At 57.6% G+C, this 24,966-nt stretch carries 22 protein-coding genes; 8 read left to right on the forward strand and 14 right to left on the reverse strand.

What is annotated here, in order from left to right; all coding sequences use genetic code 11:
* Positions 1–4: 4 nt before the first annotated feature.
* The 4 genes from ACXAD0_RS04100 (at position 5) to ACXAD0_RS04115 (ending at position 5,303) form a co-directional block, all read left to right on the forward strand.
* Positions 5–967, forward strand: coding sequence for a DUF4380 domain-containing protein (locus tag ACXAD0_RS04100; protein WP_475087078.1), 963 nt, complete (start codon positions 5–7; stop codon positions 965–967).
* Positions 968–1,002: 35 nt separating this feature from the next.
* Positions 1,003–2,922: a glycoside hydrolase family 3 protein gene (locus ACXAD0_RS04105; protein ID WP_475087079.1), complete on the forward strand. Its 1,920-nt coding sequence runs from the start codon at positions 1,003–1,005 to the stop codon at positions 2,920–2,922.
* Entirely contained in the window at positions 2,912–4,543 is a 1,632-nt protein-coding gene (locus ACXAD0_RS04110; RefSeq protein WP_475087080.1) for a family 16 glycosylhydrolase, read from the forward strand. The genes ACXAD0_RS04105 and ACXAD0_RS04110 overlap by 11 nt, the downstream gene beginning before the upstream one ends.
* Before the next feature lie 127 nt (positions 4,544–4,670).
* Positions 4,671–5,303, forward strand: coding sequence for a hypothetical protein (locus ACXAD0_RS04115; RefSeq protein WP_475087081.1), 633 nt, complete (start codon positions 4,671–4,673; stop codon positions 5,301–5,303).
* 54 nt (positions 5,304–5,357) lie between these two features.
* On the opposite strand, the gene ACXAD0_RS04120 is transcribed toward ACXAD0_RS04115, so the two are convergent.
* Positions 5,358–6,683 carry a serine hydrolase domain-containing protein gene (locus tag ACXAD0_RS04120; RefSeq protein ID WP_475087082.1) on the reverse strand — a complete coding sequence of 442 codons (1,326 nt, stop codon included), beginning with the start codon at positions 6,681–6,683 and terminating at the stop codon, positions 5,358–5,360.
* A 120-nt stretch (positions 6,684–6,803) separates the two neighbouring features.
* Positions 6,804–7,727 (reverse strand): hypothetical protein, encoded by a 924-nt coding sequence (locus ACXAD0_RS04125; RefSeq protein WP_475087083.1) that lies wholly within the window; start codon positions 7,725–7,727, stop codon positions 6,804–6,806.
* Between the two features lie 214 nt (positions 7,728–7,941).
* Between ACXAD0_RS04125 and ACXAD0_RS04130 the strand changes: the two genes are divergently transcribed.
* Complete coding sequence (locus ACXAD0_RS04130) at positions 7,942–9,291, forward strand: NADH:flavin oxidoreductase/NADH oxidase family protein (protein ID WP_475087084.1); 1,350 nt, start codon at positions 7,942–7,944, stop codon at positions 9,289–9,291.
* A gap of 99 nt (positions 9,292–9,390) precedes the next feature.
* Positions 9,391–10,266 carry a DUF1295 domain-containing protein gene (locus ACXAD0_RS04135; RefSeq protein ID WP_475087085.1) on the forward strand — a complete coding sequence of 292 codons (876 nt, stop codon included), beginning with the start codon at positions 9,391–9,393 and terminating at the stop codon, positions 10,264–10,266.
* Positions 10,267–10,294: 28 nt separating this feature from the next.
* Here ACXAD0_RS04135 and ACXAD0_RS04140 read toward each other — a convergent pair whose 3' ends face one another.
* The 5 genes from ACXAD0_RS04140 to aptA all read right to left on the reverse strand — a co-directional run bounded on the left by ACXAD0_RS04140 (position 10,295) and on the right by aptA (position 15,647).
* Positions 10,295–10,729, reverse strand: a complete 435-nt coding sequence (locus tag ACXAD0_RS04140) for a VOC family protein (RefSeq protein WP_475087086.1) — start codon at positions 10,727–10,729, stop codon at positions 10,295–10,297.
* Between the two features lie 85 nt (positions 10,730–10,814).
* Positions 10,815–11,354 (reverse strand): hypothetical protein, encoded by a 540-nt coding sequence (locus tag ACXAD0_RS04145; RefSeq protein WP_475087087.1) that lies wholly within the window; start codon positions 11,352–11,354, stop codon positions 10,815–10,817.
* Positions 11,354–12,307: a hypothetical protein gene (locus tag ACXAD0_RS04150; protein WP_475087089.1), complete on the reverse strand. Its 954-nt coding sequence runs from the start codon at positions 12,305–12,307 to the stop codon at positions 11,354–11,356. The genes ACXAD0_RS04145 and ACXAD0_RS04150 overlap by 1 nt, the downstream gene beginning before the upstream one ends.
* 488 nt (positions 12,308–12,795) lie before the next feature.
* Positions 12,796–14,289: a CoA-acylating methylmalonate-semialdehyde dehydrogenase gene (locus ACXAD0_RS04155; RefSeq protein WP_475087090.1), complete on the reverse strand. Its 1,494-nt coding sequence runs from the start codon at positions 14,287–14,289 to the stop codon at positions 12,796–12,798.
* Positions 14,290–14,315: 26 nt separating this feature from the next.
* Entirely contained in the window at positions 14,316–15,647 is a 1,332-nt protein-coding gene (aptA, locus tag ACXAD0_RS04160) for an omega-aminotransferase AptA (RefSeq protein WP_475087091.1), read from the reverse strand.
* 196 nt (positions 15,648–15,843) lie between these two features.
* Between aptA and ACXAD0_RS04165 the strand changes: the two genes are divergently transcribed.
* Positions 15,844–16,764, forward strand: a complete 921-nt coding sequence (locus ACXAD0_RS04165; protein WP_475087092.1) for a LysR family transcriptional regulator — start codon at positions 15,844–15,846, stop codon at positions 16,762–16,764.
* An 84-nt stretch (positions 16,765–16,848) separates the two neighbouring features.
* On the opposite strand, the gene ACXAD0_RS04170 is transcribed toward ACXAD0_RS04165, so the two are convergent.
* The 4 genes from ACXAD0_RS04170 to ACXAD0_RS04185 all read right to left on the reverse strand — a co-directional run bounded on the left by ACXAD0_RS04170 (position 16,849) and on the right by ACXAD0_RS04185 (position 22,801).
* Positions 16,849–18,999 carry a S9 family peptidase gene (locus ACXAD0_RS04170; protein WP_475087093.1) on the reverse strand — a complete coding sequence of 717 codons (2,151 nt, stop codon included), beginning with the start codon at positions 18,997–18,999 and terminating at the stop codon, positions 16,849–16,851.
* Between the two features lie 244 nt (positions 19,000–19,243).
* Complete coding sequence (locus tag ACXAD0_RS04175; RefSeq protein ID WP_475087094.1) at positions 19,244–20,827, reverse strand: parallel beta-helix domain-containing protein; 1,584 nt, start codon at positions 20,825–20,827, stop codon at positions 19,244–19,246.
* Between the two features lie 42 nt (positions 20,828–20,869).
* Positions 20,870–22,102, reverse strand: coding sequence for a cytochrome-c peroxidase (locus tag ACXAD0_RS04180; protein WP_475087095.1), 1,233 nt, complete (start codon positions 22,100–22,102; stop codon positions 20,870–20,872).
* Positions 22,103–22,168: 66 nt separating this feature from the next.
* Positions 22,169–22,801, reverse strand: coding sequence for a c-type cytochrome (locus ACXAD0_RS04185; protein ID WP_475087096.1), 633 nt, complete (start codon positions 22,799–22,801; stop codon positions 22,169–22,171).
* 405 nt (positions 22,802–23,206) lie between these two features.
* Here ACXAD0_RS04185 and ACXAD0_RS04190 point away from each other — a divergent pair, with 405 nt between their 5' ends.
* Positions 23,207–23,431, forward strand: a complete 225-nt coding sequence (locus ACXAD0_RS04190; RefSeq protein ID WP_475087097.1) for a hypothetical protein — start codon at positions 23,207–23,209, stop codon at positions 23,429–23,431.
* 11 nt (positions 23,432–23,442) lie between these two features.
* Here ACXAD0_RS04190 and ACXAD0_RS04195 read toward each other — a convergent pair whose 3' ends face one another.
* From ACXAD0_RS04195 to ACXAD0_RS04205, 3 genes are all read right to left on the reverse strand, one after another.
* Positions 23,443–23,877 carry a DUF1810 domain-containing protein gene (locus ACXAD0_RS04195; RefSeq protein ID WP_475087098.1) on the reverse strand — a complete coding sequence of 145 codons (435 nt, stop codon included), beginning with the start codon at positions 23,875–23,877 and terminating at the stop codon, positions 23,443–23,445.
* A gap of 80 nt (positions 23,878–23,957) precedes the next feature.
* A complete protein-coding gene (locus tag ACXAD0_RS04200; RefSeq protein WP_475087099.1) occupies positions 23,958–24,203 on the reverse strand; it encodes a VF530 family protein in 246 nt (81 codons plus the stop codon).
* Positions 24,204–24,272: 69 nt separating this feature from the next.
* Positions 24,273–24,893: a TetR/AcrR family transcriptional regulator gene (locus ACXAD0_RS04205; RefSeq protein ID WP_475087100.1), complete on the reverse strand. Its 621-nt coding sequence runs from the start codon at positions 24,891–24,893 to the stop codon at positions 24,273–24,275.
* Positions 24,894–24,966: the final 73 nt, after the last annotated feature.

Consider the following 24,966-nt stretch of genomic DNA (forward strand, 5'->3'; position numbering starts at 1 on the left):
CTCGATGAACGCCACAAACAGGTCGTGGCGTATTAGCGTCGCGACGGTAGCGATTATCGGGACGGCGCTGTTGGGTGTGGCTGGCTGTGAACGCGCCAGCCCGCCAGCAGAAAACGGGCACGAACTGACCCTCCGCCAGGGAGAGCTGGCGGTATCGGTCGACCCACAATATGGCGGACGTCTGACGGGTTTGTGGCTGGGCGAGCATCAGTTCCTCAGTGGTCCTGAGGTCGACGCGAATAATTTCGGGTCCACGTTCTGGCTGAGCCCGCAGGCGATCTGGGAATGGCCGCCCGTAGTTGCGCATGATTCCGCGGCCTATCAGTTGCTGGAGCAGACGCCCCGGTCCGTGCGTATGGCCAGTGACTCCGGCGCGGGCGCTACGGTGGAAAAATCTATTCGTTTCGCTGGCGACCGACTACTGCAACTCGACTACCGCGTTACTGCTGATCAGGATTTTCCGGAACTTGCTGCCTGGCAGATTAGTCGCGTTGCCAACCGTGGTATTGCGTTTGCACCGGTTACCAAAGGCAGCGTCGAAATCGTCCGTGGAAGCATGGACGTAAGCGTTGAGAATGATGTGCTGTGGTTGCCGCTTGATCCCGCTGCGCCTTTACGTGAAGGCAAGGTGATCGCCAATGGCAGTGAGGGGTGGCTGGCGTATGTGGATGCGGCGCACCTGTACCTCAAACTCTATCCTCCGGTGGCTGTCGAGCAGATGGCCACCAACGAGGGCGATATCGAACTCTATCTGAGTGACCGACACCCGTATCTGGAACTGGAAGTGCAGAGTGCTGCGCGGCCACTTGCCAGGGGTGCGTCTCTCGACTGGCGCACTTACTGGCTGGTCGAACCTGTTCCCGCGAACATGGATGTCTCCCTTCACTCGTCCACATTGCTGCAATACGTGCGTGACCTCGCGGTTGCAACGCAGAGAAAAATTGCTGCGCTCGATAACGAAGACTAAACAATAACAGCGCGACGCATCGCGTGGAGAGAATCGTGAATAAAACCCAATCGGCCCTGTTGGGGCTATCTGCGCTCGCGCTGGTTTCTGCTGGCGTCTTTTTCCTGGCGGATCAACAACCGGCTTCCTCGGTTGTCGACAGCACGCAAACCCCTGCTCAAGAGGCGATGGAAGATAATCGCTCCGTCGAGGAGAAGGTGGCTGCGCTGGTCAGCCAGATGACGCTGGCGGAAAAGGTCGGGCAGATGACCCAGGCGGAGCGCAAGTTTGCAACGCCCGAGGACGTAAAAACCTATTTTCTCGGTTCGATTCTCAACGGGGGCGGATCCATCCCTGGCGAAAACCGCCGCAGCGACTGGGTAGAAATGATTGGCGATTACCAGCAGGCGGCCAGTGAGACCCGACTGGGCATTCCGATTATTTATGGCACCGATGCGGTACATGGCCACAGCAATGTCAAAGACGCGACGATTTTCCCGCACAACGTCGGGCTGGGTGCAACCCGCAATCCGCAGCTCGTCGGTGACATTGCTGCGGCCACGGCAAAGGAAGTCGCCGCAACCGGTATTCACTGGACCTTTGCACCGACCCTGTGCGTAGCCAGGGATGATCGCTGGGGCCGCGCCTATGAATGTTTTGGCGAAGATCCGGAACTGGTTGCCTCGTTCGCCGGTCCGTTTGTAGAGGGCTTGCAAGGCAACAGTCTCGATGGCGACACCCTCAAGTCCAACAAGATTGTCGCCACCGCCAAACACTGGGTCGCTGATGGCGGCACCACTTATGGCACCGGCGATGAGGGCTATGCCATTGACCGCGGTGATACACAGCTCAGTGCAGAAGACTTGCGTCGTCTGCATATTGCGCCCTACCTACCGGCGTTAAGTGCCGATGTCGGCACCGTGATGGTGTCCTACAGCAGCGTCAACGGCACCAAGCTGCATGAACACAAAGGCCTGGTGACCGATACCCTGAAGGAAGAGCTCGGCTTTGATGGCTTTACCATTTCCGACTGGTCCGCGCTGAGTGAAATCCCCGCGGAGACCAATCGCGAACGAGTGGTGCGTTCTATCAATGCCGGTCTCGACATGGTCATGGAGCCGGAAAAATGGCGTGAATTTATTACCGACCTGACCGCGGCCGTGGAAGCCGGTGAAGTACCCATGAGTCGCATCGATGATGCGGTAACCCGCATCCTCACCATCAAATATCGTGCGGGCCTGATGGATCAGCCGATTGCACCGCTGGCGAGTTCTCCTGAAGCCGACAGTTTGATTGGCCACCCGGACCACCGCGCACTGGCACGTCAGGCTGTGGCGGAATCCCAGGTCCTGCTAAAAAATCAGAACAACCTGCTGCCGCTGGATAAACAGGCGAAAGTCTTTGTTGCCGGTGATCACGCCAACGACATTGGCCTGCAGTCCGGTGGTTGGACTATCGAATGGCAGGGCAAGCGCGGCCCCATTACTCGCGGCACCAGCATTCTCGAGGGCATCCAGCAGGCCGCCACTGGTGAAGTGACCTACAGCGCAGCGGGTGAAGGGGCCGAAGGGCACGACGTGGCCGTGGTCGTTGTCGGCGAGGAGCCCTATGCCGAAGGCATGGGTGATTACCGTCCAGCACCCTGTGAGAAATGTCTGCCCATCACTTTGCCTGAACAGCAGATCGCAATGCTCAAGCGCGTAAAGGCCAGCGGGGTGCCGATGGTTGTATTGGTGGTCTCCGGTCGTCCGCTGATGATCGCCGATGAGATACCCCATTGGCAGGCTGCGGTCGCGGCCTGGTTGCCAGGCAGCGAGGGTGCCGGCGTGGCAGATGTTCTCTTCGGTGATCGGCCGGCGGTCGGCAAGCTACCGGTAACCTGGCCGAAACATCTTGATCAGATACCGATGAATAAAGGCGACGAAAATTATGATCCGCTGTTTCCCTTTGGATTCGGCCTGACCTATGACGAATAGAGAAGTCCAGTCTGCGGCGATCAATAACAACAATAACGACAACACAAAAATGGAAGAGAGAATGACGGATAAAGACCAAAAAAGATGGATGTTGTTTGCGGGCACATTGTTGGCCCTTTCCCTGACGGCCTGTGGTGGCGGTTCCGGCGGTGGTTCTGCCAATGATGAGGTGGCGGTTGTACCGGATCCAGATCCGGTACCTGATGCGCCCGACTGGTGTCAGGAAGATCCGCAGGCGAGTGGCTATTGCCTGGTGTGGTCCGATGAATTCGATGGCGATTCCATCGATACCGACCGCTGGTCCCATGAACGCAACTGCTGGGGTGGCGGTAACAACGAAGCCCAGTGTTATGTCGACAGTGCTGCGAATTCCTGGGTCGCTGACGGCCTGCTGCACATCAAGGCCATTCGCGAGGACCTGACTGGCCCGGCCGTTGCGGAAGGGCAGGATGGCTACGATCCCAATGACACCAGCGGTAGCGGTACCTACAGTTCGGCGCGCTTGCGCTCACTCGACAAAGGCGACTGGACTTATGGTCGCTTTGAAATTCGCGCAAAGATGCCCCAGGGGCAGGGCACCTGGCCGGCCATCTGGATGCTGCCCAGTGACTGGGTGCACGGTGCCTGGGCCAGCTCCGGCGAAATCGATATCGTGGAGGCGGTCAACCTCAAGGTAGGCGGTGAAGACCGCGTGCATGGCACCCTGCACTATGGTGGTCCCTGGCCGGGCAACGTTTATTCCGGTGTTGAGTATCGCCTCCCCGGCGGCGCCAATCCGGCAGACGATTTCCATACCTATGCAATCGAGTGGGAGCAGGGTGAAATCCGCTGGTATGTCGATGGCGACCATTATGCGACCCAGACCAGTGATGGCTGGTATTCCTCTGCGGCGCTGGATGATCCGGATGCACCTTTCAACGAGCACTTCCACCTGATCATGAACCTGGCTGTCGGTGGCAATTGGGCGGCCAACGTCAACGATACCGGCATTGACGAGAGTGCTTTCCCGCAGGAGATGCAGGTCGACTTCGTGCGCGTTTACCAGTGTACGGAAGATCGTGACACCGGAGCTGGTTGCGCGACCCGCGACAACGACTATGAGCAGAACCCGGGCCACACACCTCCCACCGCACCGGACGACAGCGGTAACACCCTGCTGATTTTTGATGGTGCGGCGCAGGCCCCCTACGCCTGGGGTACCTACGCAGGCACCGGCAGCGTAGAAGTTGAGACACTGGATGTCGGTGGGAATTACGGTACGGTCGGGCAGCTCAGCTACGCGACTGATGACGGGATTGGCTTTTTCCAGTCGCCCACCGGGCACGATCTGAGCGGCTATACCTATGTGGAATTTGACCTGAAACTGGTGACCGAACCCGCGGACAGCTTTGCCGCCTCGCTGGTATTTCGTGCCGACTGTACCTGGCCGTGTACGTCCGGCGATTATCTACTCGCCTACCCGGTAAAAGACACCTGGACCCACTACCAGATTCCGCTGATGGAACTGGAAAATGGCGGACTGAACCTTACACAAGTTAATACCCCGTTTGTGATTTCACCCGGCGTGGGAAACCAGAACGGTGTAGTACTACAAGTCGACAATGTGCAGCTGACACGCTGACCAAAGCGTAGGGTTGTTCTGCCCGAATAGAGCGCAAGCTTCTCCTGTCGTCTCTATTCGGGCGTCACCACCTTCCATCCCGCCCTAACTGCTAGTCTGGAAGACTCTAGAAGATGGAGTCTCCCGGATGGCTACTACAGACGTTGCACAGGTATCGATCCAGCGCTGTCGACTCAGACGACTCGAAACCTTCCTGGACGTCGCCTATGCCGTTCTGTTCGTTAATTTCATCATGTACCTGCCGCCCACTGAGGACATGGCCTGGGTCGAAAAACCTTACGGCCTGTTCAGTTTGCTGGTGGAGGATCCACAGTTATTACTGCGACTCGTGATTGCCGTCGGCCTGACGCTGGTGAACTGGAATCTGACGCATAAATTACTCGGCCCGGTAGAGCGCTCCGATGGCCTGCATACCTCATTGGTCCTGTTACAGCTGGTGGTGGTCGGGCTCTATCTGTTTTTCGCCATCGCCGATCCCGACCTGACCAGCGTCTCTTCCACGGTGGGGCAAAGTGTTTGCCTGGCAATGGCCGGAGTGATCGGTCTGGCAGGGTGGAAATATGCGTGCCGGAAAGGCTATGCCAACCCGGCATTGGACGAGAAACAAAAACATCAGGTAGCGAGAAACTCAAGCATTGAACCGCTGACGGCATTGCTGACCATCGGCCTGGCTTTTATCAGTCCGCTGATTTGGGAGCTCGGCTGGTTACTGATCCCGCCGTTGCTGATTGCACTTCGCCGGGCATTGTACGGTCGCTAAAACTGCTCCCGATCAGCGAGTTTGCTGATCGGGGTATCACTGTCGGCAGTTAGTTCAGTCGCTTTTTCGCTCGAAGTTAACCTTGATAGGGCCCTGCTCCAGTAGCAGTGCATTTTCAGAAAAACGAATCACAATGCCCGCAGCGGGAAACTCAAAGTCTGTATCGCTCATTGGTGTCAGAGGGAAGGGGCCCTGGCCGGTTGCCTGACCGAACAGCTGCCTGTTTTCGATGAACAGTGTCAGATCCAGAGGGAACTCATCACTGGTGTAGAGGCCGGTGTATCTATCGATCAAAGCCGATGCATTGGCGATCTCTTCTTCCGTTGCGAACTGGGGGATCTGAATTGGATCCCCGTAGGCGGCCGCCAGCATCGCAATGACCACATCATTGTTGATGATCGAACGGCTACCGTTTTCCAACACGGTGATTGTTACCGCTCCATCCGGGAAGTAGGCTGCGCTTGCGTTAAAGTTGTCAATCCGACCGCCATGCCCAAAACCTATGCGATCATTGTAAGGAATTGAAATAAGGCCAAATCCATAGTTGTCCTCTACAGGTTTCATCGCCTCGATACTCGCCTGAGAAAGTAGCTTTGCATTGAGCAAGCTGTGATAAAAGTGCGCAATATCCCTAGCTGATGCAGTGATGTCTCCGGCACCGAATGTCCAGCTTGCATCTGTGATCGGCATCTCTTGCCAGCGATCACTCCAGATTAACGATGGTGTAGTCGGGCCGCTGGCCTGAAGCTGCTCGAGCTTACCTGGCTTTACGATATTGCTTTGGATCAGATCTGCATAAGCGCTGCCGGACACCTTTTCCAGTACCAGGGCGAGCAAATAATAATTGGTATTGCTGTAGCGGTGTTCGCTGCCTGGCTCAAACTCACTGGCAAGGGACTGGAACAAGTCCAGCATCTGCTGGTGAGAGGTGGCAGATTTGCTCTGCTGAAGATATGTTGCCTGATCCGTATAGTTGGCAATGCCACTGCGGTGGTTCAGTAACTGGGTGATCGTAATTTTGTCTGCATTGCGGATCTTCGGATACCAGCTGTCGAGGGTGGCATCCAGGGACAGGTTTCCAGCTTCGACCTGTTGCATAACCAGCGTACTGACAAGGCTCTTGGAAATTGAACCCACCCGATAGGTTGGTGAAGTATCACCGGATTGAGCTAGTGTCAGGTCACGCTGATAGGCCAGCTTGCCATCCACCAGGAGAGCCACCGAGCCTTGCCAGCGCTGGTTCTGCTCGAGGGCATCAAAATACAGGTCCAGTTGTTTGACATCCGGTTTGATATTGCCAGCAGAGGCGATGCTGGCGAGCAATGAGAGAAGGGCGACGCTTGCGGTGAGTACAACCCTTCTGCGAGATACTGAAAACATGGCTATCATTCCCTGATTATTATCGCTTACTGGTGATCCGTTTTAGGCAAAAACCTGACCACTGTATCAATGGATCATCATGTGGAAAACCGAACCTCTCTGGCCTGCGGTGGTTCGCATTTATTTGGCGTCGAATGTTTTTTTCGCCACTGAGTTTTGAGCTTGACTGGTAGCCCACTCCTGCATCGCATCTGCAAGCGCATCAAACAATGGCGCTGCCCACTCACGGCCGGCCTCGATCGAGCCCGCTTGTTCCACAATGTCGATTGCGCGGGAGACTTCCAGGATGGACACAGTAGGGCCGTACTCTGCCGCGCGTTCGATCAACGGATGCCAGGCGAGTGAAGAGCCTTCCTGATCCGACGCACCACCGCGTACGCGCGCACCGCGGTTACCCAGGCCGACCTGTTGATAAAACGGAGCGATATGGCGCTGGATCAGCGCTTCCCATGCTTCGTTGCGTGGATTGTTACCGGTGACCAGCATCTGCGCACCGGGGAGCGGGTTCTGCGCATTGGGGTTGTGTGCATCCGCGGTGAGCAAGACGGTTTGTACGTTGGGATTACCCTTATGCAGGCCCGCGATGAAATGCTCGAAGGCCTGATAGCCGGGCAGATCTTCACCGTACTGGGTAATGGTGGGGGTAAACACCACAAAGCCGCGCTCGCGCAGGCGAATCGCCATCTCTTCCTGGGTGATCAGGTTCCACTGCTGTCCGGTGGGTTTCTCGTTGACCACCGCTCCATGCATCATGCCGCCAGGCGCCGTGTACTGCATGGGCAGAATGGCGATGGGCTTGTCCGTATCGACGCGAATCGCCGCAACATCCGCATGGGTCCAGTTGTCGCCGGTGTAGTTGAAGTGCACCCGGTAGGCACCCTCGCCCTCCTTAAACTTATAGGGTTTGTCGTCTGCCGCAATAGTGATGGGCGGAAAGGAATCGACATCCGCACGATTGCTCTTCGGTGGTTCGATGACTTCAGAGCAGGCGGAAAGCCAGAGCAGGGCCGGGAGCAGGGCGCGAAGCGGGGTGTGAACTTTCATGGGTGCTGCACCGTAAGTAAGTAATAACCTTGTTGCCAGTTTACCCATGGGGTCGCGGTCTTTCGTGCAGGGCCCTATCGGTCCGGCCGATACGGCAGGCTCGCAGTCGCTGGGTGAAATGGCTGTGTTGAACACTGTGTGCCGAGCCATCGTGCGGCCGGCGGATGATCAATAGCAACCCGAAACGGTTGCACCGCGCCATAGACGTGGCAGCATGAGCCAGTGGATCCTGAATAACCCCGGAGTCTCAACAGTGAACAATTGCCTGTCCCAGCCGTTGACCCTGCCCTGCGGGGCGGTGATCCCCAATCGCCTGTGCAAGGCCGCCATGACCGAAGGACTGGCGAGACCGGACGGTTTGCCCACGCCAGAGCTGGCGCGACTCTATGGCGTCTGGTCCGATGGCGGCGCTGGCCTGTTGCTGTCGGGCAACATTCAGGTAGATGGTGATCATCTGGAACGCCCCGGCAATGTGATTCTCGATCGTGAACCCGATGCCGCGATGGGCGTCGCACTGGCCGAATGGGCTGCGGCGGCGACCCGTAACGGCAATCACTTCTGGGCACAGCTGAGTCACGCGGGTCGCCAGACCCAGAAGCTCGTGAATCCCACACCCAGGGCACCTTCGGCGATCAAGGTCAATCTACCCGGTGGCCAGTTCGGACAGCCCGAGCCCCTCACCACTGCAGAGATTGAAGAAATCGTACGACGCTTTGCCTCGGCGGCAAAAGCGGTCAGCGAGGCGGGCTTTACCGGCGTGCAGGTGCACGCTGCCCATGGGTATCTCGTGTCCCAGTTCCTCAGCCCGCGCAGTAATGTGCGCAAAGATCACTATGGCGGTTCGCTGGAAAATCGCGCGCGTTTTTTACTGGAAATTATCTCCGCGGTACGTAGCGCGATTGGTTCGTCAGTGCCTTTGGCGGTTAAGCTCAATAGTGCCGACTTCCAGAAAGGCGGCTTCGCCTTCGAAGAGAGTCTGCAGGTAGCCCAGTGGTTGGAGCAGGCGGGCGTCGATCTGATCGAAATTTCCGGCGGTACTTATGAGCAACCCAAGCTGCTGGGTATTCAGGGAATCGAGGCTGAGGAAAAACAAAATGTAGCGGAATCCACCGCACAGCGGGAAGCCTACTTTGTCGAATTCGCCATGGCGATGCAGGAAAAAATCACGATCCCGCTGATGGTCACCGGTGGTTTCCGGCAGCGCGCGGTTATGGAGCATGCGATTGCCAGCGGCGCGGCGGACATGATAGGCCTGGGCCGCCCCCTGTGCGTGGTGCCGGATGCGCCCGCCCGCCTGTTGGCTGGCGAGGAAACCCTGGAGCGTTTTGAAGATACCGTCGCGCTGCTGCCGAGCTGGCTGCAATTTCTCAACCGCGGCAGTGTGATGCGTTCCCTATCTGGTTTCTCGTTGCAGTACTGGTTTTATAGTCAGCTCGAGGCCATTGGGCAGCAGGGTAAGCCGGATCGTGACCTGTCCGTCTTCGAGGCCAGCAAACGGGTACTCAAGCAGCAGTCCACCTGGATGAAGCAGCGGCGAAAACTGCGTGAGGCGGAATCCGCCTGAAACTTCTATTCTCAATGTGTCTGCGGGTTCAATGAGTGATCTAATTTGATCGTGCTGGAGTAACAGCCTGCAGACGGACACGATTGATTAGGGAGCGTTATGAACAAGGCAGAAAAAGTTTCCGCAGTGGCATTACCGGTCATTGTTGCACTGGCCGTAGGCCTGGCAATCGCGCTGTCTTCCCATAGCGTTGTCGTGGCCGGCGTGCCGCTGGTGATGTGGATGTTTGCACTCGCCTTTGTCATTCAGTGGCTGGTCTTTATTCCCTCCTACCTGGCGCAGACGGAAAAGTTTTTTGACCTCACCGGTAGCCTGAGTTACCTCAGTGTTGTGTTGCTGCCGTTGTTGCTGAATCCACAGGTGTCTGTACGTGGAGTGCTGGTAGCGGTACTGGTCAGCTTGTGGGCCCTGCGCCTGGGATCATTCTTGTTCACCCGTATTCATAAAGATGGCAAAGACGGTCGCTTCGACGCAATCAAGCCGTCGTTTATTCGTTTCCTGATGGTGTGGACTCTGCAGGGGCTATGGGTCAGTCTGACCGCTGCCTGTGCGCTGGTGGTGCTGACCAGTGAAAATACACAGCCACTGGGCATCTGGGCCGCAGCCGGCACGGCGCTGTGGGTGCTGGGGATGGCTATTGAGGTAACCGCCGATACACAAAAATCCCGCTTCAAGGCGAACCCCAAAAATCGTGGACAGTTCATCAATGAAGGGCTGTGGTCCTGGTCGCGACACCCCAACTATGCCGGTGAGATTTTACTGTGGACCGGTGTTGCCCTGATTGCGGTCCCGGTGCTGCAGGGCAGTCAGTGGTTGGCTCTGATTTCACCGGTATTTGTTTACGTATTGCTGCGCTATATCAGCGGTGTGCCCATGCTGGAACAGCGCGCAGATGCGCGCTGGGGCCAGGAGCCGGGCTACCAGCAGTACAAGGCCCATACCCGTCTACTGTGGCCGATTCCCGTGAAGCGCTAGCCTTGGATCGTCAGACGTTCAGTGCTACTTAGCTGGCAAACAGCTCGCGCTCAATATCGCGGAAGCCTTTGAACTCCAGTGCATTGCCACTGGGATCCATAAAGAACAGCGTACCCTGTTCACCGGACTGGCCGGCGAAGCGTACATAGGGTTCGATAACAAACTCTTCTACAAAACCACGTGCCCGCTGGGCAAACAGTTCCCAGTCACCGAAGTCCATGATCACGCCGAAGTGCGGCACTGGCACACCGTGGCCGTCTACGTGATTGGCAATCGCCGGTACCTTGCCGTCTTTGCCAATAGAGGGGTTCAGGTGGGTCACCAGCTGGTGGCCAAACAGGTTCCAGTCAATCCACTGTTCGGAACTACGGCCTTCCGCCAGTCCCATCTTGTTGCCATAGAAATCCCGCGCTTCATCAATATCGCGGACCTGAATGGCGAGGTGAAACGGGGTCAGTGGCATCGGTTGGGCCTCATCGGTTGGCTGGTTTTGAAAAAAATATTCCCGGCAGGGCCGGGAATATTTTATGGCAGAAACCTGCAGCTTTTTACGCGGCGCAGTTTCTCGAAAGCTGATACGTAAGGGGCTTGAGTGCCTCGCGCATCGCTCTTCTGATTGAATTGGTAAATTCACCGGAAGAGCCGGCCCAGTTCACGCCAACCGATCTGCCACGGTAAAAAGTGGACTCTTGTGAGTCCTTGCTGCTGACCGAGAGTACGACAACTGCAGATTTTGAGGTTGCGAGCCCATGTACATAAGCACGTTTGATATCTATATGCATCTCGCTTTCGATACCCTGCTCATCCCGGACAATTTCCGGGCCGAGGTCAGCGAGTACCTGCTCAGCGGCAAGGCGCACCAGGTCCTCGTCGAGCTCATTCAGCGGGATCGCCTTGGTGCTGCTGTCGACAATGGAAATAGTCGCTGGGCAGCCGGCCTTTTCCGCATCGATTTCTGTCGTAGATGGCTCAACCAATGGCAACGGACCGCTTCCGATTACCGTATTGCTCCCCTGAGTAGTGCAGGCGGTCAGGCCCAGCACTACTCCGGCGAGCAATGCCCGCGCATAGTTGGCATGGCTATTCATCAGAATACGGTGCCAAACAGGGTATACAAAGGCGCATCACGATGCTTGGACAACAGTACGCCGTTCGGTTGACGGGTAATGACCATGCCATTTTCTGATTCCTCAAGTACCTGCGGCTCGGTTGGTACCTTACGCTTCTCCCCTTCGGCAACAGCGGGAAGGGCGTATTCGCCAGTTAAGTCCTTGATGATCATATCTACCAACAGGGGGGGTGCTCCGGTCACTTCCTCGCGCAGGAACTGGGCATCGTTGGCCAGCCAAATACTGCCTTCTGCGTCATAGCTCGCGACGTTTGTGGTCTCTGTATCGAGTTTGGCCATTGCCTTGGCGAGACTTTTCTTGTTGCGCTTGAGGGTCGATGAGGAATAGCTCCCCTCAGTCGGATACCGCTCGGTAAGTTCTGCGCGTCTGGCTTCTTTCTCTTCCTTCGTCAGGCGGCGAACGCTGGCGTTATGCGGGTACGATTGCACGATGGCGGAGTTACTGTAAACCGGCTCCGCTTTTGATTTGCCAGACTTGGCAAGAGCCGCCTTGTCATACAGTGCGTAGTTGGCAGCGAACTCGATCACCTGGGAGCCCGGCTTGATGCTGTAGTTACTGTTCACCAGCAGGACCAAATCTTCTTCCGCCCGGGAGACGTAGTCTTTGGTTTTGGTATTCTTTTCAAACTGTTCCTGCACGGGATTGATTTCGGCAATCCAATCAAGGCGATGTGCATTGTTGGCAGCCTCGGTGTACAACATCTCGCGTACGTTCATATCAATCAGAGCATTGCGGTAAGCTTCCACCGCTTCTTCTGCATCTTTTGCACGAGAATTATTCACAGAAGCATCGATGGCTGAGCCTACAAGGGCACCCACCAGGCCAAACTGACCGCCGGTACTGCTGGCTGTGTTCGAAGGCACGAACTCTTTGACCATCTCTTCCTGCTGGACTTGCGAGACAAGCTTCATCGATTGCTTGCCTTGAACCGCATTGGCGTCGAAGTTTTCATAAGGCGTGACCGAGCACGCTGCCATCTAACTGACGGACGCGAGAAGCACTATTTTTCTTAACACTAGAAGAATCCCCATTTTCTATGTGAATGTTTTTTTTCGCGACGAAATGGTATCAGAGCTATATTTTTTGCCCGCGGCTATAAAGACAGCTTTGACATGAATGGCGAGCGGAGGTTTGGGGGAATGGTGGGTCAGGGCGATCGTTTCTGGGCATAGTTCTCATTCTTCAGGCACACCAAATTACACGAAGCGACGTGCTGTCGGTGTGACTCAAGTAGCGGGGCACCGCGCGCACCCCGCTATTTTCTGCAGGCACAAAAAAGCCGACTCTTACAGGGTGGAAGAGTCGGCTCAAGCGTCTGAAACCTGGTTCCTTAAGCGGGCTTGGCAGCCGGGTCAGGCCGCCTTGCCTTCAGAGTTTTGGGAGTCTCCAGAAACAGGTCTCAGGATGGGAAAGACATCGAGACGCCTTCCCGTACACCACTGGATGGCCAGCGTTGTGTAATGGTTTTGCGCTTGGTGTAGAAGCGCACACCGTCCGGACCGTAGGCATGCAGGTCACCGAACAGGGAACGCTTCCAGCCGCCGAAGCTGTGATAGGCCACCGGCACCGGCAGCGGTACGTTGATACCGACCATGCCCACCTGGATGTGGTCAGAGAAGTAGCGCGCGGCTTCGCCGTCACGGGTAAAGATGCAGGTGCCGTTGCCGTACTCGTGGTCGTTGATTAGCTGCATGGCTTCTTCCATGGTGTCGACACGCACGACCTGCAGTACCGGACCGAAAATCTCGGCCTTGTAGCTGTCCATTTCCGGGGTCACCCGATCCATCAGCGTGGCGCCGACAAAGAAACCGTTCTCGTAGCCTTCGACGGAGGGATTACGCCCGTCCACGACCACGCTGGCTCCCTGCTGCTCACCGCTGGTGATAAAGCCCTGTACTTTTTCTTTGTGGGCCGCAGTGATTACCGGGCCAAAGTCGTTGTTGCTGTTGCTGTAGGCTCCAACGGTCAGGTCCTTCATGGCCGCAGACATTTTTTCCACCAGCGCATCGGCCGCCTGATCGCCCACGGCGACGGCAACCGACAGTGCCATGCAGCGCTCGCCGGAAGAACCAAAGGCCGCACCCAGCAGCTGGTTGACCGCGTTGTCCATGTCCGCGTCGGGCATCACGATCGCGTGGTTCTTGGCACCACCGAGGGCCTGGCAGCGCTTGCCGTTGGCGTTGGCCGTTGCATAGATATATTCGGCAATAGGGGTGGAGCCCACAAAGCTGACCGCTTTGACGCGCTCGTCGGTCAGCAGTACGTCCACCGCCTGCTTGTCACCGTTCACTACGTTCAGTACGCCGTCGGGCAGACCGGCTTCCTGCAGCAGCTGGGCGATGTACAGAGTGGAGGACGGATCGCGCTCGGACGGCTTCAATACAAAGGTGTTGCCGCAGACCAGTGCCAGTGGGAACATCCACATGGGGACCATGGCCGGGAAGTTGAACGGGGTAATGCCGGCCACCACGCCCAGCGGCTGGAATTCGCTCCAGGCATCGATGCCCGGGCCCACATTGCGGCTGTGCTCGCCCTTCAGCAGTTCCGGCGCGCCGCAGGCAAATTCGACGTTCTCGATGCCGCGCTGCAGTTCACCGGCGGCGTCGTGGGAAATCTTGCCGTGCTCTTCACCGATCAGTTCGCAGATGCGGTCGGCGTGCTGCTCCAGAAGTTCCTTGAAGCGGAACATAATGCGCGCGCGTTTGATCGCCGGCGTATTGCGCCACGCCGGGAAGGCGGCTTCGGCAGCGGCAATCGCGTCTTCGGTGGTTTTTACAGAAGCCAGGGCCACCTGTTTTTCCGCTTCGCCCGTAGACGGGTTGTACACGTCCTGGGTGCGGGCGGTGTCTTCAATCATTTCACCACCGATAAAGTGGCCAACTACTTTGGTCATAACAACAATCTCGTTAAATATTCTGTTTATTCGGTTTCGTTCAGGGACTCGCCCAGCGCATTGATCAGGCGGTCGATCTCTTCCGGCTCGGTGGTAAACGGCAGGCCCAGCTGCACGGTGTCGCCACCGTAGCGCACGTAGAAACCTTTTTCCCACATTTTCATGGCCACCTCGAACGGACGCAGCAGCGGCTGCCCGTCTTTGGCTTGCAGGGTGAGCGCACCGGCAAATCCGTAATTGCGGATATCGGTCACATGTTCGCAGCCATTGAGGCCGTGCAGGGATTCCTCAAACAATGGGCTAAATTGTTTGACGCGCTGGGGCAGCGCTTCCTGCTGCAGGATTTCCAGCGAAGCGAGGCCGGCGGCACACGCCAGCGGATGTGCGGAATAGGTGTAACCATGGGGCAGCTCCAGCAGGTACTCCGGGCCGCCTTTTTCCATAAAGGTATCGTAAATATCCTGACGGGAAATTACCGCGCCCATCGGCACGACACCGTTGGTGAGCTGCTTGGCGGTGGTCATGATATCCGGGATCGCACCAAATTCTTCCGCACCGGTATTGGCGCCCATGCGGCCAAAGCCGGTAATCACTTCATCAAAAATCAGCAGGATATTGTGCTTGGTGCAGATCTCGCGCAGACGCGGCAGGTAGCCTTTGGGCGGCGGCAGTACGCCGGCAGAGCCCGCCATCGGCTCGACGATCACCGCGGCAATAGTGGACGCATCGTAGGTGGCGATCATGGTTTCCAGTTCGTCCGCCAGATGCGCGCCTTCCTCGGGCATGCCCCTGGAGAACCCATTCTGTGGCAGTACGGTATGGGGCAGGTGCGCCGCCTCGATACCCTGGCCGTAAAGCGCGCGGTTGGGGGCAATGCCGCCCACGCTGATGCCGCCCCAGTTCACCCCGTGGTAGCCTTTCGCACGGCCAATAAAGCGGGTCTTTTCCGGCTGGCCCAGTTTGCGCCAGTAACCCCGGGCAATCTTCAGGGCGGTTTCCACCGACTCGGAACCGGAGCCGGTAAAGAACACGCGGTTCAGCCCCTCGGGCATAAACTCGACCACCTTGTTGGCCAGCTCGAAAGCCTTGGGGTGTCCGAACTGGAACGCCGGCGAGTAATCCAGCTCCTTCACCTGTTTGGCCACGGCTTCGTTGATCAGCGGGTGACTGTGGCCCGCGCCACAGGTCCACAGGCCGGACAGGCCGTCAAAGATGCGGCGCCCCTCGGCATCGGTGTAGTAGCGGCCTTCGGCGCTCACCATCATGCGCGGGTCTTTCTTGAACTGGCGATTGCCGGTAAACGCCATCCAGTGGGCGTCCAGCTGGTCGGGGCTCAGGCCCGCAAACTTGTCACTCATGTGGGGTTCCACCTTTCCGGTTGTTATGTCTGCCGGCGTCGCAGGGGCGATCGCCGCAGTGGTATAGGCTGATTATTGCCCCGCAGGAAAGGTCATAAAAGACGGAATAAATAAATTTAAGTTAAGTGATTGCTTACCTATAATCAGGGGGTCCGGATTCACCGGAAAACACCGCCAAAATGACCGTGAGCGCCCCATGACCACTGCCAGCAAGAGCCTTCTGCCCCAGCGCCTCGGGGATGCCCATATCCGCCTGCTGCGGGTGTTCAAAGTGGTGGTGGAATCCGGTGGTTTTGCCGCCGCCGAGGTGGAGCTCAATATCAGCCGCCCGGCCATCAGCCAGGCCATGAGCGAGCTCGAGTCCCTGCTGAACATGAAGCTGTGCCAGCGGGGGCGCAGTGGCTTTGCAGTCACCGAACAGGGCACCCAGGTGTATCAGGCAGCGCTGCAGTTGCTGGGCAGCCTGGAAACCTTCCGCGCGCAGATCAATGCCATCAATACCGAGCTGGTGGGCGAGCTCAATATCGGTATTACCGACAACCTCGTGACCATTCCGCACATGCGGGTAACCGGTGCCTTGCGGTCCCTCAAAGAGCGCGCGCCGGATATCGTCTACAACATCCGCATGATGCCGCCCAATGATATCGAGGCGGCGGTGGTCGACGGCCGTCTGCATTTTGGTGTGGTGCCTGATCTGCGCAGCCTGCCGGGGCTCGATTACCATCCGCTGTATGAGGAGGAATCCCTGCTCTACTGCGGTGACCAGCATCCGCTGTTCCAGGGTGACGTCGAGCACCTGACCAATCGTGAACTGGCTAACTACGATGCGGTGGTGCCGGCTTATCCACAGGCGGCGGATATCAAGCAGCAACAGAAACTGCTGAAGGCGAGCGCTACCAGTACCGACCGTGAGGGTACTGCCTTCCTGATTCTCACCGGGCGCTTTATCGGCTTCCTGCCCACTCATTTTGCCGAGCGCTGGGTGGCGCAGGGGAAGATGCGCGCTATCGATGTGGCCGAGCGCAATTACGTCACCCATTTCTCTGCCATCACCCGCAAGGGCGCGACCAGTAACCTGTTGCTCGAGGCGTATATGGAAGAGCTGGACAAATCCTGAGTCGCTCTTTACACCCGGGGTACATTACATAGATATAAAAAAGCCCCGGTTAAGGGGCTTTCTTTACGCGGGTGCCAGCACTAACTACTCGCTGGTTTCAGTTCCCGCTTCTTCGATCGGCTCCGCGGCCTCGAGCTGATCCTCGAGCGCGTCTGACAGGCCTGCGACCAGCATCTTGCCCTTCAATACTTCCAGGCTCGAATTGGCGAAGGCATTGCCAATCGGCTCGACCTCACCACCCAGGCAATCTGCCAGGAAGGCTTCGGTAATGGCGTAGAAGGACTGGCGATTTTCCGGACGGGCAAAACCGTGGCCCTCGTCGGGATAGTTCACATAGGTGACCGGCAGATCCTTGGCTTCCATTGCTGCCACAATCTGGTCGGACTCCGCTTTGATCACACGCGGGTCATTTTCGCCCTGGCCAATCAGCAGTGGGACACGAATCTGGTTCACCTTGGAGATGGCCGAGCGCGCGATCATTTCTTCACGCTGCGCCGGATCTGCGGGGTCGCCGACAAACTTGTACCAGGTGCCGGCCAGCCACGGCTTCCAGTAATCCGGGAAGGACTCGATCAGCGTGGCCAGGTTGGACGGGCCCACAATGTCGACGCCGCAGGCAAAGGTGTCCGGGGTATGGCTGACACCGATCAGGGTGGCGTAACCACCGTAGGACCCGCCCATGATCGCGACTTTGTTTTCATCGGCAATGCCCTGGTCTACGGTCCATTCCACTGCATCGAGCAGGTCCTGGTGCATCTTGCCGGCGAATTCGCCGATGGCCGCATTGGTGAAGGATTTACCAAAACCGGAAGAGCCGCGGTAGTTCACCGACAGTACCGCGTAACCGCGGTCGGACAGCCATTGGTGCCAGGAGTTGTAGCCGTACTCATCGCGCGCCCAGGGGCCGCCGTGCACAGTCAGCGCCAGGGGCACCGGCTCTTCGGGAATACCGTCGGCATCGCTGTCACTGCCGGCGGGCAGGGTCAGGTAGCTGACCAGCTGCAGGCCGTCGCCCGCTTCAATTTCCAGTGCCTGCATCGGTTGCAGGTTGCGCGCCGCCAGGGCGGGCTGGGTATTGAACAGCAGGCTGGCTTCGCCTTTTTCACTGTCGAACAGGAAGTAGCTGCCCGGTGCCTGCGGGTCGTCTGCATAGATGACCCACTGCTTGCCGTCGGCAGTACTGCTCAGGATTTGCAGGCTGCCGTTGATGGCAGTGGACAGGTCGGCGATTTGCGCTGCGCCTGTTTGGCCGAGACCGAACCATTCGTTCTTCAGGTAGTTCACCGAGTAGGCGATCGGCTTGTGCGTCTGTGGATGCTGGATGACCGCATTGATACTGGCCTTGTCGGACTCCGCCAGCACGCTGGTCTCGCCAGTCTCGGTGTTGAGCTTGACCAGGGCCGCCTTGTCACGGCCGCTGCTGTCGGTCAGGTAGACATGCTGGTTATCGCCGGCAAAACCGAGCAGGTTGGAATCCATCATGTTTTCCGAGGCGATGGTGAACACCACTTCGCCGGCGTTATCACCGTGCACGGAGACCAGTTCCAGACCGCCGTCCGGCAAGGGGCGATAACCAAGACGGGGCACCAGGTCGTTGTCGAGCTGCCAGCCACCATAGCCCGGGTTTTCCATCACCAGGGTTTGTTCGCCGGTTTTCAGGTCAATCTCGTAGATATCAAATAGTTGGGTATTGCGGGTGTTCAGGCCAACGGCAATGACGTGAGGACGATTGTAGCTGACGCCGACTATCTGGGCCTTGTGCTCATCATCCATCGGCGTCAGGTCAGTGACTTCACCGGTATCGAGCGCGACCTTGTACAGGTGGTCATTCTCGTTACCACCCTTATCCTGCAAATACAGAATGGAGGAGCCGTCCGGCGCCCAGTGATATACCTGGATACCGCGGCCGGTATCGGCAGTAATGGCCTTTGCTTTTTCCGGTGCGGCAGTGGGTGCCACCCAGATATTCATTACCCCGTCGACTGCCGCCAGCCAGCTAACGGTCATGCCGTCCGGGCTGATACGGCCCCGGAATTTTTCCGGGTTGCCGAACAGTTCCGCGCGCGGGATCAGTTCAGATTTTTCTTCTTTTGCTTCAACGGTCATTGCAGCGGTAGATTCGGTCTCCGCTGCTGTGGATAACTGCTCTTCAATTTGTTCGGTTTTTTCTTCTGACTGACAGCCGGCAAGGGTGCCGACTAACAATACCGCCACCAGCCAATTTGCGTTGCGCATGGCCTGCTCCTTTTATTGTGTTTACAGGTACTGCTTGGTCTCCAACCGGTAATAATCCCTGTCCCGGTTTTGAACCGCCAAACATAGCATCTGTAAAGTGGCGCTCGCCAGCGCCTGCGTAACGCTTGTGATGGGATGTGATGGGTTGCCGCCAAATCGAGTGAAAAACTGCGCCACAGCACAACAAAAAAGCCCGGCACTGGGCCGGGCTTCAAGCATTTCGGGGAGGTCTGGATAAGGCGGCTTAGCCCTGGCTGTCTTCCAGCTCCTTGGCCTTCTCCATATCCTTCTTGATCTTCTCCGGGTTCTCGGAGTTCACCCATACACGCTCCACTTCCAGCATGTACTTGGCGGCAGCCATACGTACTTCTTCGGAGAGGTGGTTCTGCGGCGGCATTTCCGGGTAGTCATCACGTTTCTTGGTCGGGTTGGTGATGTAGTCGTAAATGCCCTGCGGGTTATCCATGTACAGCGCCTGGATAATCTGGGTGGGCGGGCCAATCATGCGCACGTTGTACGCGTGGCAGCCGGCACACACGCCGTAGTAAGCCGCTTTGCCCATATCTGCCGCGGCAATTTCACGCTTCGGCGCCGGCTCGTCCAGCAGGAAGGTGGCCACGTCGTTGGTGTTGGTGAAACCACAGGTACCGAAATCGCTCAGGCCCACAGTTGGGTACTGGTTGCGATCGAGGATACAGCTGTTTTTGCTGTTACCCACGTTGAGGATATCCACCGGGCCGTTCATCAGGGCCAGGGTTTTCAGGGCCTTGATTTCCGGGATCGGGTCGGTGCCGTTGTCGAACATAAAGTTGTTCAGGATGGCCACTTCGTCGGAGTCCGGATCGGAGTCCGGGTCCAGGGTCAGGTTCGGCGCATTGTGGTGGTCGGTAATCAGGATACCGATGTTCTTGTTGCCGCTGATGATATTGCCTTCGATGGTGGTCTTGTCGCCCGCCATGTTCAGGATACCGGTACCGGCCGGAACACCCGCAACGATGGAGCCTTCGGCACCAAAGTTGGCGGTGTTGTTGTTCACGATAAAGTTGTTACGCACGATGGTGTTGACCGTGTCCTTGATGGGCAGGCCAGGGGTAATGAACACCAGTACACCACCGGTGTTGTTGTGCACGTAGTTGTTTTCAACAATCGAGTTGCGGGTGTTTTCAATTTCGATACCGGCAACGCTGTTGAATACTTCGTTATGGCTTACGTGGATGTTGTCGCACATGCCCACGTAGATCGCCGCATCTTCAATTTCGCTCAGTACGTTGTGGCTGATCAGGCCGTTCTTGCCAAGCTGCGGGAAGATGCCGTACACACCGGTGTCGATCACGTGGTTGTTGCGGATCAGGAAGTTGTTACCCGCCTGGCCCATCACCGCATTGCCCTTGTAGTGCTGGATGCGGAAGTTCTCGACGGTGATGTTGTTACCGGAATACAGGATCGCATCGTTGTGCTTTTTCAGGCCTTCCATTACCGGCCATTCGCCATCAACGATGACACCGGACAGCTGGATATCGTCTTTATCGATATACACGGTCTCGGAGTAGGTGCCCGGATAAACCTTGATCACGTCACCGGACTTGGCCTTTTTAACCACGGCCTGGATAGATTCGCCATCTTTGACTTCCCACACGTCGCCAGAGCCGCTGGCGCCCACAGAACTGTCGAACTGGGCAGTGCTGGTTTTCAGTTCGCCGCTCTCCGCGTAGCGGTCTTCGCTGGAAACGATGGTCGCGCTGTTGTCCTTGCCCAGCTGGCTGCCGACAAAGGCACCCACTGCCAGCAGGCCCGCCGCCGCGGTCAGGGTTACGAGTTTACTCGCCATAAGAAAATCCTGTGGTTCGGTTATTGTTGTGTATGTCGTTGGTTATTGTGCAGCAGTCTGCGTTTGCAGCGCCGGCGGCAAGGTGCCAATCGGAGCCAGCCCGGAGGGAACCTGGTCAGGGATCCTCGGAGCAAAAGATTCATCGGTCAGGGTACCCATAAAGTCCACCAGACGGTCAATTTCCTCGTCGGTCAGGTTGGGCTCCCAGATATGCCAGTGCAGGATCATGCGATCCTTTTCTTCCTTCGGCAGCGCGTGGCCACGGCCCAGGGTATAGAACTCGGTGGCGTCACGCAGGTTGTCGAAGGTACCGGAATGCATGTACGGCGCGGTCTTCACAATATTGCGCAGTGACGGCACCTTGAAGCCCCCGTGCCAGGTCGGGTTGTCGTAGATGGCACCGGCACCCGGATCGAACGGCAGGCCTTCCGGCTCGTTCACACCGATCACCGCCACCTGCTGGTGGGTGAACAACGGCGGCGTGTGGCATTCGGCACAGCGCGCGACGAAGGAGCGGAAAATATTCATCCCCTCTTTTTCGTTCGCCGTCAGGGCGTCTTCGTAACCGTGGGCATACTGGTCGTAGCGGCTGTTGAGGGAAATCAGCGAGGACTCAAATGCGACAATCGCGGTGTAAATCTGCTGCAGGGTCGGCTCTTCGGATTCATCACCGGGGAAGGCCTCCTTAAACAGGCGCTGATAGGTCGCGTTGCCACCCACGTCTTTCAGCAGCTTGACCGGGTTATTGCCCATTTCCACCGGGGAGTACAGCGGGCCGAGTACCTGCTCTTCCAGATCGTCAGCGCGCGCATCCCAGAACAATTTCTTCAGGAAGCCCACGTTCCACAAGCTGGGTGCGGCACGGGTCAGCTCGTGGCCGTTGACACCCACACTGCGCGGGCGGCCGTCGGCCAGGCCCAGGTCAGGGTGGTGGCAACTGGCACAGGACAGGGTGTTATCACCGGACAGCATGGGATCAAAAAACAGGTAGCGACCCAGGTCGATCTGCTGCGGGCTGAAGCCATCGCGCACATCGGGCAATGCGGTCTTGAGGCCGCCCACACCGGAGTCTTCCAGGGATTTGTAGCCGTCGTACATGCTGCGCAGCTTGCACTGGTTATAGCGTGTACGCTCGAAGCCGGGCGGGCAGTACTTGGACAGCTCGATGGGCGCTTCAGAAGTGGGGGTGATTGCAGGCGCGGCCGACACAACACTCGCTGTCGCGGCCACACCCGTCGCAATGCAGGCTGCCACCAGTTGGGTGGCTTTTTTCATCAGGCTTTTTGGATACATCTTTTTTTATGTTCTGCCGTTCGGGGCGACCAGTGGCCGCCTGGATTGTTATTCTGACTTGGAGTTCAGGTAAGCGGCAATGTCCTTCAGCTGCTGTTCGTTGACCGTGTTGGCCATCATCTTCATCTGCATGCCGTACTTGTCTTCCGGCTTGCCACCGCGGATGCCTTTCTGGAAGTGCTCTACCTGACGAATCAGGTAGGCATCGCCCAGGTTGGTCAGGCGCGGCGCATTCAACGCTTCGTTACCCTGGCCGCTGCTGCCATGGCAGGCACCGCACTTACTCTGGTACTGCTTGGCGCCGGCGTTGGCATCGCCCTCTACGGTGGCAGCGGGCTTCGCCAGCGGCAGGCTCGCGACATAGGCGGCGACATCGGCGACGGCCTGGTCATCGGGCAGCGCCAGCGCCATCGGGCGCATCTGTGCGCCGAAGGTATCGCCAGCTGCGGTACCGCGCAGGCCGGAGCGGAAGTGTTTCAGCTGGCGCTCGACATAAGCGGCAGACTGGCCGGCAATGGCCGGGGAGTTCAGGGCGGGGTTACCTTCGCCATTGGCGCCGTGGCAGGCCACGCAGGTGGCGTATTTGGCCTTGCCGGCTGCTGCATCGCCGGCAGCCATTACGGCGCTGGCGGAGGTGGCCAGCACAGCGGCCAGCAGAAATTTGGTCGGAATTGTCTTCACGGTAGTGCTCGTCCTTCTGTTGGCTTAATCCCATGGCCGAAATTGTCTGGCGCGGGACTCACCTTTTTATCTTAGATACAGGTGCCGATTTTTGTACTTGGTACATTCGTCCAATTCTCTGGGCAGCAGAATACCAGAGATGCGAGGGCCTCAATAGGTTACTTTTCGGTCAAATGTCGCGGATTTCGAAAGCCGTTAGTGCGAATTTCTCTAAAAGCGTCGCCAATGCGTAAAAAATACACATTCGCTGGTCTGAAAGGTGACCTTTGGATAGTTTTCAGTCAATGGTTATTTTCGGACGCCGGCGCCGCTATCGATTCGGTTTTCGGCTAGACTGCCGGCCATGGCAGGGGGCGTTATCGGGTATCCCCGAAAGCGCGTTAAAAGACATATAAGGAAGGCAGTATGTTCGAAATCATCATGGCAGTGATCAACACCCTGCTGGGCCTCTACCTGCTCGCCCTGGGCCGCGGCCGCCCGCTGCCCAAATTACACAAGCCGGTCACGCCCGAGCGCGAGGCGCATATCCGTAAACTCTGTACCGTCGGTGGCTGGGCCATGCTGATCCTGGCCATCCTCTATGTGGCCAAGCTGTTTGTGGAGCCGGGTAACCCGGCCATGGCAGGCTGAAGCTTTGGGAGTCAGCTACTGAGGCTGCCGAGAATCTCCAGTGTCGCGTCGTCCTGCTCGCCGTCGTAATAGCGGTCGAGCACCGCCTGAAAATCACTCTCCTCACCCTCGACCTGGGTAAACAGGGTCATCGAAGACTTGAGCTTCCGATCATCCGGACTGCCGAAAATCTGGTGGGCGGTGCGTCCACGCACCGCGAGTAGCGCCGCGCAGCATTCCCTCAGGCGACGGCCCAATATGGGGTGGGCCAGATAGTCCTCCGCTTCCGCATGGCTTTTGATGGCGTAGTGCTGGGCCATCGAACTGCGGCCAAGACCGTCGATCTGCGGAAAAACAAACCACATCCAGTGAGAGCATTTGTCGCCCGCGCGGATCTCCGCCAGTGCCTGTGGATAAATGCCATCCTGGGCACTGATGAAGCGCTGTAGATTGTGGGGGTCATTCATGCGGTTACCCGTGAGCTGGGGCCAGTCGCCCTAGTATAGAGAGCGCTCTGGTGCTGGGGGTGCACAAAATCGAGACAGGTTTACTTGCGCTGCTGCCAGGGCGAGGGTTTGGCGAACGTCTTGATATACAGCGCTTCGACCTTGGTGCGGGCCCAGGGGGTTTTGCGCAGGAACTTCAGGGAAGATTTCACCGACGGGTCCGACTTGAAGCAGTTGATATTGATCTTCTGGGCCAGCCCATCCCAGCCATAGTGCTCTTGCAGTCGTGTGACGACACGCTCGAGGGTAACGCCGTGCAGCGGGTTGTTGGCTTGTTGGTTGTCCATCGCGGAGGCTTTCCTGGGGAACAGGCGTTCAGTGTATGACAGTTTGCGGTGTGGTCAGCATAGCGAACGTCAGGGCGCCAGCTCGCGCCAGAACATCTCGGCCGCATTGTCGCAGATCGGGTCGATCGCCGCGGAATCCACATAGATGCCATCGATAATCAGGCGGCTGATGCCGTGCAGGGTACTCCAGCTCACCTGTGAAAAACGCAGGGCATCCACACTGGCGGCGATCTGGCCATGGTCTTTCCAGCGGCGCACGCTGGTCACATAGTTGCGGAAGCTGTTGTGGGCTTCTTCCCGCAGGGAGTCGGTAAAAGTGCGGGATTCCCAGATATGCCCGCCGAACATCAGGTCGTAATACTCGGTCTGCTCGGTCGCGAACTGCACATAGCCGCGCACAAATTCTTTCATGCTCTCGGCACTCGGGTCCCGCTGCCCGTTCTTATGAACCTCCGCCAGCATCACGTTGAAGCGGCGAAAGCCCTCCTCGGCGATGGCGCACAGCAGCGCCTGCTTGTCGGAAAAGTAATGGTAGGAAGCGGTACGGGACACACCGATATTCAGCGCTAGCTTGCGCATCGACAGCGCGCTCTCCCCCTCCTCGCGAATGATACGCACGGCCTCATTGACCAGGGCCTGGCGTAAATCCCCGTGGTGGTAACTGCTGGTACGGCTGGTAGATGTGGTCATGTCACGCAATCTAACAGGCCATCTTGACACTGTCAAAACGCCGGCATATGGTAGCTGAGCATATTTTGACAGT

The organism is Microbulbifer sp. ABF4_148, assembly GCF_056158985.1.

Coding starts and splice junctions, on each gene's coding strand:
- ACXAD0_RS04150 (WP_475087089.1), bottom strand. CDS start 12,307: ATGAAGCTTGTCTCGCAAGTCCAGCAGGAAGAGATGGTCAAAGAGTTC.
- ACXAD0_RS04145 (WP_475087087.1), bottom strand. CDS start 11,354: ATGAATAGCCATGCCAACTATGCGCGGGCATTGCTCGCCGGAGTAGTG.
- ACXAD0_RS04165 (WP_475087092.1), top strand. CDS start 15,844: ATGACCACTGCCAGCAAGAGCCTTCTGCCCCAGCGCCTCGGGGATGCC.
- ACXAD0_RS04190 (WP_475087097.1), top strand. CDS start 23,207: ATGTTCGAAATCATCATGGCAGTGATCAACACCCTGCTGGGCCTCTAC.
- ACXAD0_RS04170 (WP_475087093.1), bottom strand. CDS start 18,999: ATGCGCAACGCAAATTGGCTGGTGGCGGTATTGTTAGTCGGCACCCTT.
- aptA (WP_475087091.1), bottom strand. CDS start 15,647: ATGAGTGACAAGTTTGCGGGCCTGAGCCCCGACCAGCTGGACGCCCAC.
- ACXAD0_RS04205 (WP_475087100.1), bottom strand. CDS start 24,893: ATGACCACATCTACCAGCCGTACCAGCAGTTACCACCACGGGGATTTA.
- ACXAD0_RS04140 (WP_475087086.1), bottom strand. CDS start 10,729: ATGCCACTGACCCCGTTTCACCTCGCCATTCAGGTCCGCGATATTGAT.
- ACXAD0_RS04110 (WP_475087080.1), top strand. CDS start 2,912: ATGACGAATAGAGAAGTCCAGTCTGCGGCGATCAATAACAACAATAAC.
- ACXAD0_RS04120 (WP_475087082.1), bottom strand. CDS start 6,683: ATGTTTTCAGTATCTCGCAGAAGGGTTGTACTCACCGCAAGCGTCGCC.
- ACXAD0_RS04125 (WP_475087083.1), bottom strand. CDS start 7,727: ATGAAAGTTCACACCCCGCTTCGCGCCCTGCTCCCGGCCCTGCTCTGG.
- ACXAD0_RS04180 (WP_475087095.1), bottom strand. CDS start 22,102: ATGAAAAAAGCCACCCAACTGGTGGCAGCCTGCATTGCGACGGGTGTG.
- ACXAD0_RS04130 (WP_475087084.1), top strand. CDS start 7,942: ATGAGCCAGTGGATCCTGAATAACCCCGGAGTCTCAACAGTGAACAAT.
- ACXAD0_RS04135 (WP_475087085.1), top strand. CDS start 9,391: ATGAACAAGGCAGAAAAAGTTTCCGCAGTGGCATTACCGGTCATTGTT.
- ACXAD0_RS04100 (WP_475087078.1), top strand. CDS start 5: ATGAACGCCACAAACAGGTCGTGGCGTATTAGCGTCGCGACGGTAGCG.
- ACXAD0_RS04200 (WP_475087099.1), bottom strand. CDS start 24,203: ATGGACAACCAACAAGCCAACAACCCGCTGCACGGCGTTACCCTCGAG.
- ACXAD0_RS04155 (WP_475087090.1), bottom strand. CDS start 14,289: ATGACCAAAGTAGTTGGCCACTTTATCGGTGGTGAAATGATTGAAGAC.
- ACXAD0_RS04195 (WP_475087098.1), bottom strand. CDS start 23,877: ATGAATGACCCCCACAATCTACAGCGCTTCATCAGTGCCCAGGATGGC.
- ACXAD0_RS04115 (WP_475087081.1), top strand. CDS start 4,671: ATGGCTACTACAGACGTTGCACAGGTATCGATCCAGCGCTGTCGACTC.
- ACXAD0_RS04175 (WP_475087094.1), bottom strand. CDS start 20,827: ATGGCGAGTAAACTCGTAACCCTGACCGCGGCGGCGGGCCTGCTGGCA.